This is a genomic window from Pseudonocardia broussonetiae (assembly GCF_013155125.1).
In the GTDB taxonomy this organism is placed as follows: Bacteria; Actinomycetota; Actinomycetes; order Mycobacteriales; family Pseudonocardiaceae; genus Pseudonocardia; species Pseudonocardia broussonetiae.
The window spans coordinates 3,098,409-3,114,376 of the sequence record NZ_CP053564.1; the positions used below are offsets into that span (position 1 = coordinate 3,098,409).

Genomic DNA, 15,968 nt, shown 5'->3' on the forward strand with positions numbered 1-15,968 from the left:
CCTCGTGCGGCTCATGCGGCGCTCCCCACGACCGGTGCCGCGGGCGGACGCTCCCCGAGCAGCTCCCCGCACAGGCCGGAGAGCTGGCGCCGCAGCCGGGCGACCACCACGGCCGCCCGGGCCGCGACGACCCCGCCCAGCTCCGCGCGCCGGGACTCCAGCTCCGCGAACTGCGCGGCCAGCCGGTCGGCGTCGGGGAAGCGGGCCGGGTGGCAGAACCCGGCGAGGCCCATCTCGGCCATCACCGCGTCGGTCTTGGGGGCGTACGACAGCGCCAGCACGGGCTTGCCGAGCCGCAGCGCCGCGACGACGTTGTGGTAGCGGGTGGCCACCACGACGTCGACGTCGTGCATCGCGCGCTCCAGGTCGTCCAGCGAGCGGACCGGGTCGGCCTCGACGGACAGCGGGGCGTGACCGGACCGGGCGGCGCGGACCGCGTCGAGGAGCCGGGCGGCGACGGCGTCGTCGACGGCGTCGCCGCCGAGCAGCCGCACGCGCCGCCCCTCGTCGACGAGCCGGCCGACGAACTCGGTCATCGCGGCGAGGTAGGCGTCGTGGATCTCCCCGGCCCGGCGGCGGTCGCCGCTGCCGCCGCTCCACGCCATGAGTCCGACCCCCACGATCCCGGTCGGCTCCTCCGGCGGCCGCGCCACCGGAGGCAGGGCGAACGTGAGGTCGGCGCCCACCTCGTCGCCGGAGGTGTCGACACCCATGTCGCCCATGACCCGCCGGGAGTGCGCGTCGCGGAAGGAGCGGTGGTGGGCGAGCCGGGCGGCCGTGCGCACCAGCAGCCGGGTGGCCGGGCTGTCGATCACCTCGGCGCCGACGTCGAGCAGCGCGACCCGGGTGCCGACCAGGCGTCCCGAGAGGCACAGCAGGAACAGCGCGTACGGGAAGCCCCACGGGCGCACCGGCAGCGTCGCCTCCAGCACCCCGGCGCCCGGAACGACCACGGCGTCGTGGCGGCGCACCCAGGCCAGCGTCCGGCCCGCGTCGACGACCTTGCCCACACCCTTGAGCACGGCCGCCGCCGGGCCGCGGCGCTCCAGCCGGTAGGACGCCCACTGCTGCATCGGCGTGGCCGGCACGCCGTACCGCGCGGTGACCTGTTCGGGGCCGCTGCAGAAGCAGTCGAGCACGGCGTCGGGCCGCTCCGCCCGCAGGTGCGCGAGCACGGCCTCCATCGACCCGTCGTTGCCGATGTTGCCGCCGCCGAGCAGGCCGAACAGCCCGACGCGCGGGGGTCCGTCGCGGTGCGCGGTGTCGCGGGACGTCATGGGGTCCTCCCGGTCGGGGGCGGCGCGAGCGCGGCCGGGTCGCGCAGGCCCGCGCGGAGCTGGGACCACCACACGGCGGCGGCCAGCGAGGTGGCGGCGACGAGGCCCCAGGCCGAGCCGGGGGCGCCGCCGAGGACCGCGCCCGCGATGCCGAGCACGGCGTAGGCCGCGGCGGCCACGAGTTGGGCGCGCAGGCTGCGCCGCGCCGCGCCGAGGGACCGCAGCCCGGTCATCGCGCCGCTGGAGAGGCTCGAGCCCATCACGGTGAGCGTCATCGGCACGATCAGCACCGCCGCCGCGGGCCAGACGTCGCCGAGCAGCGCGCGGCCCCAGGCGTCGGGCAGCACCAGCAGGAACGCCCCCCACACCGCGGCCGCGAGCGCCTGCACCGCGCCCAGGAGCAGGCAGAAGTGCACCAGCCGGTGCGGTGCGGCCCGGCGCACCCGGGTGGCCTCGGGCACCGAGATCACCGAGATCCCCATGAGCAGGGCGAGGAACGGGCCGATCAGCAGCTCGCCGCCGCGGATCGCACCGACCGCGGCCAGCCCCGCGACCGCCCCGAGGCCGTAGAGCCGCAGCTGCGCGGCCCCGCTGAGGCTCACGTTCTCCACGAGGTAGCGCGGGCCGAGGTCGCGCTGCTCGCGGACCCACTGCAGGGACAGGTGCGGCCGGGGCCGGATCCCGGCCTGCAGGCACCCGAGCAGCCCGGCGAGCCCGCCCGAGAGGCCCCACGCCAGCACGAACGCGAACACCGACGGCCGGGCCGAGGCGATCGCGAGGGCCGGGACGAGCGCCACGGCCCAGGCGACGTCGTTGACGAAGGCGCGACGCCCGGTGCCGGCGGCGAAGAAGGCGAACCGCCAGGCGTCCTGCAGCAGGATCCCCGGCAGCACCAGGCCCAGCGCGACGAACGCCGCCCCGAGCCGGTCGCCCAGGCCTGCGCCGACCGCGGCGGTGACCGCACCCGCGACGGTCCCCACGAGCAGCGTGCAGCCCGTCATCCGGGCGACGGCCCGGGCGCGGTCGGCCGGGTCGGCGGCGCTGAACCGCACCGTGAACGGGTCGCTGCACAGGCCGCGCGAGACGTTGAGGACGACGCCGTAGGTGACCCACGCCAGCCCGAAGACGCCGAAGCCCGCCGGGTCGAGCGCCCGCGCGACGACGATGCCGAGCGCGAAGTTCGTCAGGCTGGAGACGCCCTGGTCGGCGATGCCCCAGCCGATGCGGCGGGCGGCCCGCAGGAGGCGGGACCGGTCGGCCGCGGGTGCGGTGCGGGCGGGCACGGCCACTTCCGATCCCCCCGGCTCCCTCGTGGAACGGCCTTGCGGACGCGGGTGATGTCGATCCCGCGGGCGTGGGTGTTACCCCGTTCAGCAGCCCCCGGGGCCCGGGGAGAACGTGCTGCCGTCGTCCTGGGCGGTCTCCCCCGCCTGCCACTCGGTGACGGGCACCGAGCGGCCGGTGCTGCCCACGAGGAACGTCCAGGACCCGACGTAGGCGTTGTCGAACCACTGGACGTCCTGGTCGCGCACGATCGCCTGCTGCACGACGTCGCCCTGGTAGGGGGACCAGTCGGGGTAGGTGCCGACGTTGGACAGCACGGCCATCCGGTCGGCGTAGCCCGGCGCGCACCCGGTGACCGCCGGGTCGGCGGTGAAGGTGTTGCCGTGGATGTCGACGCGCTGGGTCTTCCACCGGCAGTCCGAGTACAGCGGTTCGCTGGCGATGGCGGGCTGCGAGCAGGCCGTGACGTCGGGGACGAGCAGGGTGCAGTTGCCGGTGGAGGTGTTCGCGGCGCTGTTGCAGAACCGGTCGGCGTTCTCCCACAGCGTGATGCCCGACCAGTTGTCCTCGAACGCGTTGCCGGTGATCTCGATGCGGTCGGTGCGGGCCGGGACGCGCGGCTCCCCGCCCGACTCGCTCAGGTACACCGAGCCGACCGGGAAGTCGTCGGTGTCCTGCGCGAAGGTCTTCCCGCTGACGATCGCGTTGCGGCGCACGACGTTGTCGCGGAACACGAGGTTGTAGCTCGTCTCGTAGAAGAGGGCCTCGCCGTCGTTGTCCTCGATGACGTTGCCCTCGACGAGGAAGTCGTTGTTGTTGGTGTCGCCCCACAGTCCGGGGCCGCGGTTGTCGTGCACCCAGTTGCCGCGGACGTCGGCCCCGTTCACGGCCCAGAACTTGACGCCCCCGGTGCAGCCGCAGCCCTCGACCCGCGCCTCCCAGTCGTCGGTGTTGTTGCCGACGATCTCGTTGCCCTCCACGAGGAGTCCGGTGATGCCGTTGCCGGGCTGGTAGGCGTTCATCCCGTACTGGCCGTTGGCGCGCAGGCAGTTGCCGCGCACCACCTGGCGGTCCCCCGCCATCATCCCGGCGCCCTTGTTCCCCTGGATCGTGTTGTGCTCGATGACCCATCCGTCGCCCGAGTCGTGGTTGACCACTCCCTGGTCGGCGGGCGGCACGAACCCGGTGACGACGAGGTGCGCCACCGTCACGTCGACGGCGGTGGAGACGAAGGCGTACTGGTTGACCCCGCGCCCGTCGAGGACCGCGCCGGGCGCGCCGAGGAACGTGTCGCCGTCGCGCGGGGTGATCGACGCGTACTGGTCGGGGGTCAGGGTGTGGGTGCCGGGCTCGAGCCAGAACACCGCGCCGGGCGGACTGGCGTCGACCTGCGCGCGCAGGTCGCCGACGACCCCGGCGCGGACCACGACCGCGCCCGGCGGCGGTTCCGCGGGCCCGGGGACGGTGTTGTCGCAGACCGCGCCGACGGGTCCCGTGGGCAGGCCCGGTCCGGCGCCGGTGGGGCCGCCCTCCGCCCCGCCGCCCGGGGCGGCCGGCGGCGCGACCTGGCACGCGGTGATCAGCACGAGGCCGGCCACCGCCGACGCGAGCGCCGCGCCCCGGCGGCGTCGGCCGGTGGGCGTCGTGTGGCTCATCGTCGGCTCCCGTCCACCCGGCCCGTCCCCGCGACGGGCCGCGCCCGTGGACTCGTCCCCGCGCCGGGCGCCGTTACCGCCCTACACTCACCGGCCGGAGGTCCGGGGATGGCGCGCATGCTCTGCGGTGCGGGGGAGTACCCGGCCGGGCTGGCGGCGGTGGCCGCGCACCGGCTGCCCGAGCCGGCGCACGCGCTGCCGGCCCGGCCGCCGTCCGACGACGCGTTCGACGCGCTGGTGCGCGGGGCCGCCGCCCACCGGGTCACGGGTCTGCTGGCGGCGGCGGTGCGCGAGGGCGCGCTGCCCACCACGGCCGAGCAGGCGCGCCGCGCGGCCGCGGCCCACCGCGCCGGGCAGCTGCGGGTGCTCGCGCTGGAGCAGCAGCTCCTCGCCGTGACCGCGCTGCTGGCCGGGCACGGGCTCGGCGTGCGCGTGCTCAAGGGCGCCGCGCTGGCCCACCTCGACCACCCCGACCCGGCCCTGCGGTCGTTCGGCGACCTGGACCTGCTCGTGCGGCCCGCCGAGATCGATCGGGTCGTCGCCGTCCTGTCCGCGGCCGGCTTCCGGCGGACCCTGGCCGAGCCGCGCCCCGGGTTCGACCGGCGCTTCGACAAGGGCCTGACGATGGTGCCCGACGCGGGCTACGAGCTGGACCTGCACCGGACGTTCGTCCTGGGCCCGTGGGGCCGGCTCGTCGACCTCGACGCGCTGTGGAGCGGGCCCGGACAGGAGTTCACCGTCGCGGGGCGGCCGCTGCGGGCGCTCGACCGTCCGCACCGCTTCCTGCACGCCTGCTTCCACGCCGCGCTGGGCGACTGGCCGCTGCGGCTGGGCTCGCTGCGCGACGTCGCGGAGCTGCTGCGGGGGCTGCGGTCACCGGGCGGCGCCGACGACACCGCCCGGGTGCGGGCCGCCGCGGCCGGCTGGGGCGTCGAGGCCGTCGTGACGGCCGCGGTGGCCGACGCGCACCGGCTGCTCGGTGGCCCGGACGACGCGCTCACGGGGTGGGCGCGCGGGTTCGTGCCGAGCCGCCGCGACGAGCGCTGGCTCGCCCTGCACACCCGGGCGGACAAGACGTTCGCGGCGCAGGCCCTCGCCACGGTGCCGGTGCTGCCGCGGTGGCGCGACCGCGCGGCCTACCTCTACGCCCTCGCGCTCCCGCAGCGCGGCTACACGGCGGGCCGCCACCGCACGCCCGCCGCCCGCCTGGCGTACGCCGTCGCGCAGGTCCGGGCCGGTCGCTCCCGGCGCGGGGCGCGCGACGAGCCGGGCGGCTGACCCCGGTCACGACGCGGACCCGGGCCGACCCGGGCGGCTACGATCTTGCGATGCGCGCGACGGGGAGGGCGAGGTCGGTGGCCGCCGCGCCGCGCCTGGTCGTCGCCGCGGCCCGCGAGGTGCGCCGGGCCGACGCCCGCGGCACCGCCGTCGCCTGCGCCCTGCAGCTGGTCGGAGCCGTCGCGGCGCTCGGCGTCGTCGCCGCGGGCAAGCTCACCCTCGATGCCCTGCTGCAGCCGGCGACCGCCGACGTCGGGATCGGCCCGGCGCTGCTGGCCCTCGCGCTCGCCACCGCCCTGTCCGGTTCGGCCGGCTCGCTGCAGCGCCAGCAGCAGCGGCTGCTCGGCGAGCGGGTGTCGCTGCGCGTGTGGGACCGGCTGCTCGACACCACCACCCGCGTCGACCTGGCCACCTACGAGTCCGCGGGGTTCGCCACCGCGCTGGAGCGGGTGCAGCAGAACGCGCTGACCCGCCCGTTCCTCGTCACCACCTCGCTCCTGGGCCTGGGCGGGAGCGTGCTGGGCGTCGTCACGATGTCGGCCGTGCTGATCGGCGTCGAGCCGCTGCTGGTGCCGGTGCTGCTCGCCGCCGGTCTGCCCGCGGTGCTGCTGTCGCGCTGGGCCGGGGCCACCGAGTTCGCCTTCGCGCGCCGGATCACCGCCGCCCACCGCCGCCAGGTGTACCTGCGCGAGCTGCTCAGCACCCGCCCCTACGCCGCCGAGATGCGGGCGTTCGGCACGGCCGGCGTCCTGCGCGGGCGCTACGACGCGCTCGGGGCCGGCGTCGTCGGCGCCCTGCGCGGGCAGGTGCGGCGGCGCCAGTGGATCGGGCTGCTCACCACGCTCGGGGTCGGCCTCGCGCTGGCCGGGGCGCTGCTCGCGATCGTCGAGCTGGTCCGGGTCGGGCGCATCGACCTGGCCGAGGCCGGGGCCGCGGCCATCGCGGTGCGCCTGCTCAGCGGCCAGCTCGCCGTGGTGTTCGGCTCGATCGGCGAGCTGCTGGAGTCGGTGCCGTTCCTCGACGACCTGGAGGAGTTCGTCGCCCGCGCCCCGCGCGCCTCCGAGCCCGGGCGGGCGCTGCCGCTCACCGACCGGATCGCGCTGCGCGGCGTCGGCTTCCGGTACCCCGACCAGGCGCGGCCCGCGCTCGACGGCGTCGACCTGGAGGTCCGGGCGGGCGAGGTCGTCGCGCTGGTGGGGGAGAACGGTTCGGGGAAGACGACGCTGGCGAAGATCGTGGCCGGGCTGCTCGACCCCGCACCGGGCGTGCGGGAGTGGGACGGCGAGGAGGTGCCCGCCGCCGACGTCCGCGCGTCGGTCGGGGTCGTCCTGCAGGACTTCGTGCGCTACCAGATGACGCTGCGCCACAACATCGAGCTCGGCGACCCCGAGCGCCCCGCCGACGCCGCCGCGGTGCAGGCCGCGGCGGAGCGCGCGCGCCTGCTCGCGGCCGCGGACGAGCTGCCCGACGGGCTCGACACCATGCTCGGGCGCGACCTCGACGAGGGCACCGACCTGTCCGGCGGCCAGTGGCAGCGGGTCGCCCTGGCCCGGGCGCTCTACCGCGACGCGCCGGTGGTCGTGCTCGACGAGCCCGCAGCGGCCCTGGACCCCCGCGCCGAGCACGCCCTGTTCCGCGACGTCCGCGCGGTCCTCGACGGTCGCGCGGCCCTGCTCGTGTCGCACCGCTTCTCCAGCACCCGCCTCGCCGACCGCATCTACGTGCTGGAGGCGGGCCGGGTCGTCGAGTGCGGCACCCACGACGAGCTCATGGCCCGCGCGGGGAGCTACGCGGAGCTCTACACGCTCCAGTCGTCGGCCTACGGCTAGCTGTACTGATCGGAGACGTTGGTCGAGGTCGTGTGACGACACGGTCTGACTGATCTTGATAGGTGAGGACCCCCTGGGGTGGTGTGGAGCTGTCTGACGGCACCCACACCACGACCCCAGGAGGTCCTCACCGTGCACGCTAACGCTGCGCTGACCCCGACCGCACGACTACGCCTGGGGAAGCTGGTCGTCGAGCAGGACTGGCCCGTCGCCCGGGCCGCGGAACGGTTCCAGGTGTCCTGGCCGACGGCGAAACGCTGGGCCGACCGCTACGCCTGCGAGGGCGAGGCCGGGATGCAGGACCGGTCCTCCCGCCCGCACCACTCGCCGCTGGCGACCCCGGCCCCGGCGGTGCGCAAAATCGTGCACCTGCGCTGGAAGCAACGCCTGGGCCCGGTCGGGATCGCCGCGATCCTCGGGCTGTCGACCTCCACGGTGCACCGCATCCTGACCTCATGCCGGATCAACCGGCTCTCCCACCTGGATCGGGCCACCCGGGGAACCGGTGCGCCGCTACGAACACCCCCACCCCGGCGACCTGGCCCACGTGGATGTGAAGAAGCTGGGCAACATCCCCGACGGCGGCGGATGGCGCTTCGTCGGACGAGCCCAAGGCAAGCGTCATCGAGCCGCGACCCCGGGCAAGCCGCGCAACCGCCACCACCAGCCCAAGATGGGCACCGGCTACCTGCACACCGTCCTCGACGACCACTCCCGCGTCGCCTACACCGAGATATGCGACGACGAAACCGCCACCACCGCGGTCGCGGTGCTACACCGGGCAGTGGCCTGGTTCGCCGCCCGCCACATCACCGTCCGAGCGGTCCTGACCGACAACGGAGCCTGCTACCGCTCACACCTGTGGCGCGAGGCCTGCGCCGAGCTCGAGATCCGCCACCGCCGCACCCGCCCCTACCGCCCGCAGACCAACGGCAAGGTCGAACGGTTTCACCGGACGCTGGTCGAGGGGTGGGCGTTCCGCCGGCTCTACGCCAGCGAAACCCACCGCCGCAAAGCCCTACCCGGCTGGATTCACGAGTACAACCATCACCGACCCCACACCGCCTGCGGCGGACACCCACCGATCACCAGGTTGACCAACCTGTCCGATCAGTACAGCTAGCGCTCACCCGAGCAGCTGCACCTCGCGGAGCCGGCCGACGAACCGCTCCACGTCGCGGCGCGCGGTCACCGCGTCCACCTCGTACTCCGCCACGACGGTCTCGACCATCTCGTCCACAGTGGTCTCCGATGCGAGCAGCTCGAACAGCCGCGTCCCGACGCCGGTCACCGTGAAGTACCGCGACGTCGGCAGGCTGAGCACGATCGTCTCGTTCCCGATCGTGCGCGCCGAGTAGTCGCCCGCCCGCATCCGCATGCCCCGTGAGTCGGGCATCCGCCCGTGCCCGTTACACCTGTCAGGCGAACGGCCGGAACACCGGACGGACCGGGCGCCCGCCGCTCCACGGGGCGGGGTCGCCCACGTCGAGCGCGCGCCGGTACACCGCGCAGGCCCGCGCGACGACCTCGACCGTGCGGTCGACGTCGTCGTCGGAGAGCGCACTGCTGACCACGAAGGACGGTCCGATCACCCCGCCCGCGAGCAGCTGCCGCAGGAACAGCGTGCGGTAGGCCTGCGACGGCCGGAGGTCGGCGTCGAGGGTCGCGAACACGAGGTTGCTGGCCCGTCCGCGGACGAGCACGTGCTCGCCCACCCCCGCCGCGGCGGCGACCGCGCGCACACCGGCGGCGAGCCGGTCGCCCAGCGCGTGCATCCGGGCGACGACGCCCTCCTCGCGGTAGGTGCGCATCACCGCGATCGCCGCGGCCAGCGCGTGCGTCTCGGCACCGTGGGTGGTGGACAGCAGGAACACCCGCTCGCGTTCGTCGCGCAGGCCGCCCAGCTCCATGAGCTCGCGCCGACCGGCCAGCGCGGAGACGGCGAACCCGTTGCCCAGCGCCTTGCCGAACGTCGACAGGTCCGGGGTGACGCCGTAGACCCCCTGCGCCCCGGCCTCCGACCAGCGGAAGCCGGTGATCATCTCGTCGAGCACGAGGACGCAGCCGTGCCGGTCGGCCAGCGCGCGCAGGCCCTGCAGGTAGCCCGGCGGCGGCTCGACGGCGGTGGCCGCCTCCAGGACCAGGCAGGCCACCCGGCCCGCGTGGAGCTCCAGCACCTCCGCGACGGCGTCGAGGTCGCCGTAGGGGAACGTGACGGTCAGGTCGGTGGTGACCGCGGGGATCCCCGCCGACATCGCCGTCGTGCCGATGAACCAGTCGTCGGTGGAGAAGAAGGGCTGGTCGCGGCAGATCGCGACGAGCGGTCGCCCGGTCGCGGCGCGGGCCAGCCGGACCGCCGCCGTGGTCGCGTCCGACCCGTTCTTCGCGAACTTGACCATCTCCGCGGTCGGCACCGTCTCCAGGAACTCCTGGGCGGCCTCGGCCTCGATGGCGCTGGGCCGCACGAAGTTGGTGCCCCGGCCGACCTCGCGGCGCACCGCCTCGACGACCCGCGGGTGGGCGTGGCCCAGCCCGACCGACCGCAGGCCCGACCCGTACTCGATGTAGGCGTTGCCGTCGACGTCCCACACGTGCGCGCCGCGGCCGTGGGAGATGACCGGGGCCATGTCCTCGGGGTACTGGTCGTCGCCCTTGGCGTAGGTGTGGGAGCCGCCGGGCACCATCCGGTGCAGCCGGGCGGCGATCTCGGCGGAGCGCGGCACGGCGGAGCGGGCGACCGCCCCGTCGACGGGCGCGGTCGTGGTCACGGCGGGTCCCCCCTCGGTGCGGCCGGCACGGCGGTGCGGGCCGGTACGGCGGCCACCAGGCGGACGGTGACGGTGACGGTGACGACGGCCAGGCACAGCCCGCCGAGGGTGTCGGTGGCGTAGTGGGCCGACAGCGCGACCTGCGCCACGGCCATGACGCCGGCCGCGACGACGGTGCCCGTGACGACCAGCGCCGCGGCCGCCAACCTCCCCGGCCGTACCAGGTCGACGAGGAGCAGCAGCAGGACCAGCGCGAGCACGGCGGCCGTGGCGGTGTGCCCGCTGGGGTAGGCCAGGTTCTCCGGGCCGTGGATCGTGCGGCCGATCAGCGGCTTCAGCGAGGCGACCGCCACCGCGGTCAGGGCCAGCGCGAGCGGCGCGACGGCGGCGAGGCGCGCGCGCCCGCACAGCAGGCAGGCGAGCGCGATCAGCACGGCCAGCCCGACCGCCACCACCGGTTCCCCGACGAGGTCGACGGCGAGGAGCAGGTCGTAGGAGGACGCGGTCAGCCCGGCCGTCGCGGCCGCGGCCGCCCGGTCGACCGCCCACGGCGCGGTGCCGCCGAGCACGGCGAGCCCGAGCCCGAGCAGGACGAGCGCGCACAGGGCCGCCGTCGCGTCGGCCGCCGACCGGCCGGTCCGGGCGGGCCGCACCTCAGCGCGGGACCGGGACGGCGAGGGCGACGGGCGGGAGCGCCTCCTCGGCGGCGTGGTGCTCCCACAGCATCCACGGCCGGTGGCCGGTCTGGTAGGCGATCTCCAGCGCGTTGCGCTCCTTCACCGTGTCGGCCGGCTGCCAGAACCCGCGGTGCCGGTGGGCGAGCATCCGGCCCTCCCGGGCGAGCGCGGCACAGGCGTCGGCGACGAGGTCCCCGCCCGGCGGCAGGTAGTCGAAGACCTCCGGCCGCAGCACGAAGTAGCCGCCGTTCTCCCAGAGCGGGAGCTGCTGCAGCGTGCTGATCGCCGAGATGCGGTCGTCGTCGCCCAGGTCGACGCAGTGGAAGGCCGACTGCGGCGGCACCGCGAGCAGCGCGCCCACGGCCTCGCTCGCCTTGAACCGGTCGATCATGTCGGCCAGCGGCAGGTCGGTGAGCACGTCGGCGTAGTTGGCCAGGAACATCTCCTCGCCCTCGACGTGCTCGCGGACCCGCCGCAGGCGCTCGCCGATGGCGGAGTCGAGTCCCGTGTGGACGAAGGTGATCGTCCAGTCCTGGATGTCGGAGCCCAGCATCTCGATGCGGCCGCCGCGCAGGCGGAAGTCGTTGGACGCGGTCTCGGAGTAGTGCAGGAAGTAGTCCTTGACGTGCTCGGCGCCGTACCCGAGGCACAGCACGAAGTCGGTGTGGCCGAAGTGGGCGTAGTAGCGCATGACGTGCCAGATCAGGGGGCGCGGCCCGACCGTGTGCATCGGCTTCGGCAGGTCCGACGTCCCGTCGCGCATCCGCATCCCGTAACCGCCGCAGAAGAGGACGACCTTCATCGTGCACACCTCGTCTCGTCCGGATCGGGTGTTCCGCGACAGGACTCGCGGGCGCGGTCCGGGGCGTTACCCGACGGCAGGGAGGTAACGCAACGTGCACGGCGCCCGAGTCTGTCGGCACCTGTTCCCCGCGCACGCTCCTGGCGTGCAGCGACACACCTGGAGGAGCCGTGACCGCGATTCTCAGCGAGATCGGTCCGAACCTCTCGTCGGTGGTCCCCGCCACCCCGTCGTGCCGGCTGTGCGGTTCCCCCGACCTGCGCAGCTTCCTCGACCTCGGAGCGACGCCCCCGTGCGAGCTGTTCCTGACGGCCGAGGCGGCGGGCGCCGCGGAGGTGACCTACCCGCTGCACGTGCTCGTGTGCGCCGGCTGCCTGCTGGTGCAGCTGCCGCCGCTGATCACGCCCGAGGAGACCTTCACCGAGTACGCCTACTTCTCCTCGTTCTCGACGTCGTGGGTGCGCCACGCCGCGGCCTTCGTCGACGGTGCGGTGGAGCGGCTCGGGCTCGGTCCCGACTCCTTCGTCGTGGAGGTCGCCAGCAACGACGGCTACCTGCTGCAGCACCTGGCGCCGCACGGGGTGCGCTGCCTGGGGATCGAGCCGTCGGCCAACGTCGGCGACGCCGCCCGCGAGCGGGGGGTCCCCACGGTCACCTGCTTCCTCACCCCCGAGACCGGGCCGCGCGTGCGCGCGCAGCACGGGCCGGCCGACCTCGTCGTCGCCAACAACGTCTACGCCCACATCCCCGACGTCCTGGGCTTCACGCGCGGGCTGCGCTCGCTGGTGGCCGACGACGGCTGGGTGTCGATCGAGGTGCAGCACCTGCTGACGCTCGTGCAGCGCACCCAGTTCGACACCGTCTACCACGAGCACTTCCAGTACTACACGCTGCTCACCGGGCAGCGGGCGCTCGCCGAGGGCGGGCTCGCGCTCGTCGACGTCGAGCTGCTCGACACCCACGGCGGCTCCATCCGCATGTGGGCCCGCCCCGCCGCCGCGGTCGGGCCGGACGACGTGTCGGACCGCGTGCGCGACGTGCTGGCCGCGGAGGCCGCGGCCGGGCTGCACACCGTCGAGGGGTACGACGGCTTCGCCACCGCGGTGTCCCGCGTGCGCGACGACCTCGTCGAGTTCCTCATCGAGGCGCGCCGCGACGGGCGCACCGTCGTCGGCTACGGCGCGCCCGGCAAGGGCAACACGCTGCTCAACTTCTGCGGCATCCGCCCCGACCTGCTGCCCTACACGGTCGACCGCAACCCCTACAAGCACGGACGGCTCACGCCCGGCACGCGGATCCCGGTGTGCCCCGTCGAGCGGATCGCCCACGACCGCCCCGACTACGTCCTCGTGCTGCCCTGGAACCTGCGCGACGAGCTCGTCGAGCAGCTGTCCTACGTGCGGGAGTGGGGCGGGAGGCTGGTGTTCCCGATCCCGCGGTTGGAGATCGTCTGACCGGTCGTCCCACCCTCCGCCAGCCACGCCTGGTGCAGCAGGGCCATCGAGGGGGCGTGCGGCAGCGGGGAGAGCCAGTGCTCCCGCAGCACCGCGGCGTCGACGAGGTCGTGGTCGACGCCGTCGCCGGTCCAGCCGCGCGCGAAGTCGCGGGTGTGCGCGGCGAACACCGCGCCGTTGAAGGTCGCCTTCGTGGCGCGCTCGAGCACGGCGCGGGGCAGCAGGTCGTCGAAGAGGTGGCGCATCGCCGTCGTGCGCCCGGTCCAGCCCCAGAAGCCGGCCTCGGCCGCCGTCGCGGCGACGAAACCGGGGTCGACGAACGGCTGGACGTAGCGCACGCCGATCTCCTCGCCCAGCGCCCGCAGCGTGGCGTACCCGATCCGGGAACCGCGGTGCGAGGCGAGCTGCCAGGTCTGGCGGCCCGCGTGCAGCTCCTCGGCGGCGACGTCGTCGAGGTGGCGGCGCAGCACCTCGCGCCACGCGTCCGCGCGCAGCCACGGGGGCCGGTAGCTCTCCCGCCGGGCGGTCCGGCGGCGGAACGCGGCGGGCGCGAGCGCCTGCGCCGCCAGCGGGACCAGCCTGCGGTCGGCCCGGGTGCGCGTGTGCAGCAGCTTGGTCAGCGCGGTGATCCGCTTGACGCCGAACACCTCGTCGCCGCCCTCCCCGGTCAGCAGCGAGCCGCCGCGGGCGCGGTCCATCATCCGCCAGGTCGGGGCGACGTTCGGCGGCCAGATCACGCCGTGGCGGCGCAGGAGCGGTGCCGCCACGGGCCCGACGGCGTCGTGCTCGTCGTGCACGACCAGCACGACCCGCTCGGTGACGCCGAGGTGGTCGAGCACCCGGCGCTGCCAGTCCGACTCCTGGGCGCCGGGGGCGTCGGGATAGGTGAGCGTGATCGCGACGGGCGGGGGCAGGCCCTCGCGGTGGGCGGCCGCGACGGCGGCGGCGAGCAGCGCGGAGGAGTCGCGCCCCCCGGAGAAGGCGACGAGGCACGGCGGCCGGGCGAGCAGCGGCACGAGCAGGGCGTCGAGCAGCCGGCGCGGTGCCGGGCCGGGTGGCGCGGGCAGCGGGGGGCAGGGGCTGTCGGCGAGCCAGCCGCTCGCGATCTCCAGCGGCTCCATCCGGTGGAGAGCCACGGTCGCTCCTCTCGGCGCGGGAGCGGGGCCGGTGGACGGGCCACCGGCCCCGCGACGGGCGGTCAGGAGTGCACCGGACTACCGCCGAACGGCACGTTGACCCCGAAGATCGAGTCCTGCTGTGCCGTGAACCGGAACCCCTGGGTCTCCTCGATGACGGAGCCCAGCAGCTCGATCTCCGGGGGTTCGTAGGGCTGGCGCATGTACACCTCCTCTCGCGCGTCGACGGGACGGGACGGGGGCGCGGACGACGCCGGGACGCCCTCGTGGAGTGGGACTCGGACCCGCGGGCGGGCCCGTTACGCCCCCCGTGTCCGGTCCCGGCGCGACCGGGCCGGACCGGTGACCGCCTCGACCAGCTCGGCCAGCACCCCGGGCGGGAACGGCGGACCCCACGGGATCGAGGCCTGCACGACCGGCACGACCTGGACCAGGTCGGCCAGCGCCTGGAACTGCGCGGCCGCGGCTGCCGGCTCCCGCCAGCCCACGACCCGCGGGAACTGCACGAGTCGCACGAGGGCCTGGGCGGGCGACAGCGGGCGCACCGCGACCTCCGACGCCGTCCGGTTCGGGGCCGGCAGCACGCACGCCGCCAGGGGCAGCGGGGCGCCCGCGCGGACGGGCAGCGCCAGCGCCAGCCGTCCGTCGGCGGTGGCGCGGACGGCGCCGGGCGGGGCGTCGTCGGCGAGGGCCTGCGCGGCCGGCCGCAGACGCGCCTCGGTGCTGCCCGGATGCACGCGGGGTACGTCGCCGGGCTCGACGCGCAGCACGTCGTCGGAGACCAGGGCGTGGCCGGCGCCGGCCAGGGCCGCCGCGAGCGTCGACTTGCCGGTCCCGGACGCCCCGACGAACGCCAGCGCCCGGCCGTCGACGTCCACGGCGCTCGCGTGCAGCACCAGCGCGTGCCGCAGGGTCAGGTGCACGGCGAGCAGCGCGCCCGCGGCCAGCACCGGGACCAGCCCGGCGTCGGCCGCCGGGTCGAGGTGGACGGTGACCTGGCGCAGCGCGGCGTCACCGACGAAGTCGCACAGGCCCGGGTAGCGCAGCACGACGGCGTCCGCGGTGCGGGTGAAGCAGTAGTACCGCCCGCCGCCGGGGCGGTCGAGCGCGGCGAGCAGCGTCCCCGGCGGGTCGGCGCAGGGGACCGGGCGACGCAGCCCGGCCCGCAGGACGAGGTCGGGCCGGCCGCCGCTGCGGCCCGCGCGGGTGACCGCGTCGGCCGGCAGCGCCAGCGCGACGGTGCTGCGGACGCGCAGTCCGTGCGCGCGGTAGCGGTGGAGGGTCACGGGCGGGCCGCGCCCAGTGCTGCGAAGGCCCCAGCGGCCGGATCGAGCGGACGGCCGTCGACCTCGAGCCAGGAGTGCGCCGAGAACCGGCCGTCGCCGGTGCGGCGGACGCCGATCCGCAGGACGGGCCCCAGGCCGCGCAGCCGGTGACCGGTGAGCAGGCAGCGGCGCAGGCAGGTGTCGCCCGCGGGCCAGTGCGCGACGACGAGCGCGCAGGCGCGCACGACGCGGCGGGTCCGGCGGGGGAGCACGGCGGTCGGTCCGGCGCGGGAGATCGGGTCCGTCGTCGCCCGTGCCGGCGCCGCAGGCGCGGTCAGGTCGTGGGCGACGCCGAGCCGGCGGCACGTCGTCGGCAGGTCGGTCGTGCGCAGCAGCACCTCGACCGCGACCATCGGCCCGAGCGCGCGCAGGACCTCGACGGCCCCGAGCGCCCACCTGCGCGCCGTCATCGCTCCCGCACCTCCGCCGGCCGGGCGGGGCCGGATGCCCCCGCGGCCGATGGAGTCGTCGGACGGCGCAGCG

General features: G+C 75.7%; 14 protein-coding genes and 1 pseudogene. 4 read left to right on the forward strand and 11 right to left on the reverse strand.

The features are described from left to right. Positions 1-11: 11 nt before the first annotated feature. From HOP40_RS15435 to HOP40_RS15445, 3 genes are all read right to left on the reverse strand, one after another. A complete protein-coding gene (locus HOP40_RS15435) occupies positions 12-1,277 on the reverse strand; it encodes a polysaccharide pyruvyl transferase family protein (RefSeq protein WP_172159179.1) in 1,266 nt (421 codons plus the stop codon). Further along, the gene (locus tag HOP40_RS15440; protein WP_172159181.1) at positions 1,274-2,566 is read right to left on the reverse strand and encodes an MATE family efflux transporter; all 1,293 of its coding nucleotides are present in this window, start codon (positions 2,564-2,566) and stop codon (positions 1,274-1,276) included. Before HOP40_RS15440 ends, HOP40_RS15435 begins: the two co-directional genes overlap by 4 nt. Positions 2,567-2,647: 81 nt before the next feature. Further along, positions 2,648-4,216 (reverse strand): right-handed parallel beta-helix repeat-containing protein, encoded by a 1,569-nt coding sequence (locus HOP40_RS15445; RefSeq protein ID WP_172159183.1) that lies wholly within the window; start codon positions 4,214-4,216, stop codon positions 2,648-2,650. Positions 4,217-4,324: 108 nt separating this feature from the next. Here HOP40_RS15445 and HOP40_RS15450 point away from each other — a divergent pair, with 108 nt between their 5' ends. From HOP40_RS15450 to HOP40_RS15460, 3 genes and pseudogenes are all read left to right on the forward strand, one after another. Continuing rightward, positions 4,325-5,494 (forward strand): nucleotidyltransferase family protein, encoded by a 1,170-nt coding sequence (locus tag HOP40_RS15450; protein ID WP_172159186.1) that lies wholly within the window; start codon positions 4,325-4,327, stop codon positions 5,492-5,494. 50 nt (positions 5,495-5,544) lie between these two features. Continuing rightward, entirely contained in the window at positions 5,545-7,323 is a 1,779-nt protein-coding gene (locus HOP40_RS15455) for an ABC transporter ATP-binding protein (protein WP_172159188.1), read from the forward strand. A 132-nt stretch (positions 7,324-7,455) separates the two neighbouring features. Beyond that, positions 7,456-8,446: pseudogene (locus tag HOP40_RS15460) on the forward strand (IS481 family transposase). Positions 8,447-8,449: 3 nt separating this feature from the next. Here the strand turns inward: HOP40_RS15460 and HOP40_RS15465 are convergent. The 4 genes from HOP40_RS15465 to HOP40_RS15480 are packed head-to-tail and all read right to left on the reverse strand — an operon-like array spanning position 8,450 to position 11,570. Then, positions 8,450-8,719: a PqqD family protein gene (locus HOP40_RS15465; protein ID WP_240157697.1), complete on the reverse strand. Its 270-nt coding sequence runs from the start codon at positions 8,717-8,719 to the stop codon at positions 8,450-8,452. A gap of 22 nt (positions 8,720-8,741) precedes the next feature. Beyond that, positions 8,742-10,046, reverse strand: a complete 1,305-nt coding sequence (locus tag HOP40_RS15470) for a glutamate-1-semialdehyde 2,1-aminomutase (RefSeq protein ID WP_275691370.1) — start codon at positions 10,044-10,046, stop codon at positions 8,742-8,744. Between the two features lie 41 nt (positions 10,047-10,087). Then, entirely contained in the window at positions 10,088-10,744 is a 657-nt protein-coding gene (locus HOP40_RS15475; protein ID WP_172159189.1) for a phosphatase PAP2 family protein, read from the reverse strand. 1 nt (position 10,745) lies between these two features. Further along, a complete protein-coding gene (locus HOP40_RS15480; RefSeq protein ID WP_172159190.1) occupies positions 10,746-11,570 on the reverse strand; it encodes a sugar phosphate nucleotidyltransferase in 825 nt (274 codons plus the stop codon). 179 nt (positions 11,571-11,749) lie between these two features. On the opposite strand from HOP40_RS15480, the gene HOP40_RS15485 reads away from it, so the two are divergent. Further along, positions 11,750-13,024, forward strand: coding sequence for a methyltransferase domain-containing protein (locus tag HOP40_RS15485; RefSeq protein WP_420821819.1), 1,275 nt, complete (start codon positions 11,750-11,752; stop codon positions 13,022-13,024). On the opposite strand, the gene HOP40_RS15490 is transcribed toward HOP40_RS15485, so the two are convergent. The 4 genes from HOP40_RS15490 to HOP40_RS15505 all read right to left on the reverse strand — a co-directional run bounded on the left by HOP40_RS15490 (position 12,964) and on the right by HOP40_RS15505 (position 15,895). Next, positions 12,964-14,160, reverse strand: a complete 1,197-nt coding sequence (locus HOP40_RS15490) for an asparagine synthase-related protein (RefSeq protein ID WP_240157698.1) — start codon at positions 14,158-14,160, stop codon at positions 12,964-12,966. The genes HOP40_RS15485 and HOP40_RS15490 overlap by 61 nt on opposite strands. A 62-nt stretch (positions 14,161-14,222) precedes the next feature. Further along, positions 14,223-14,363 carry a hypothetical protein gene (locus tag HOP40_RS15495; RefSeq protein WP_172159191.1) on the reverse strand — a complete coding sequence of 47 codons (141 nt, stop codon included), beginning with the start codon at positions 14,361-14,363 and terminating at the stop codon, positions 14,223-14,225. A gap of 96 nt (positions 14,364-14,459) precedes the next feature. Continuing rightward, complete coding sequence (locus HOP40_RS15500; protein WP_172159192.1) at positions 14,460-15,446, reverse strand: hypothetical protein; 987 nt, start codon at positions 15,444-15,446, stop codon at positions 14,460-14,462. Then, the gene (locus tag HOP40_RS15505) at positions 15,443-15,895 is read right to left on the reverse strand and encodes a lasso peptide biosynthesis B2 protein (RefSeq protein ID WP_172159193.1); all 453 of its coding nucleotides are present in this window, start codon (positions 15,893-15,895) and stop codon (positions 15,443-15,445) included. The genes HOP40_RS15500 and HOP40_RS15505 overlap by 4 nt, the downstream gene beginning before the upstream one ends. Positions 15,896-15,968: the final 73 nt, after the last annotated feature.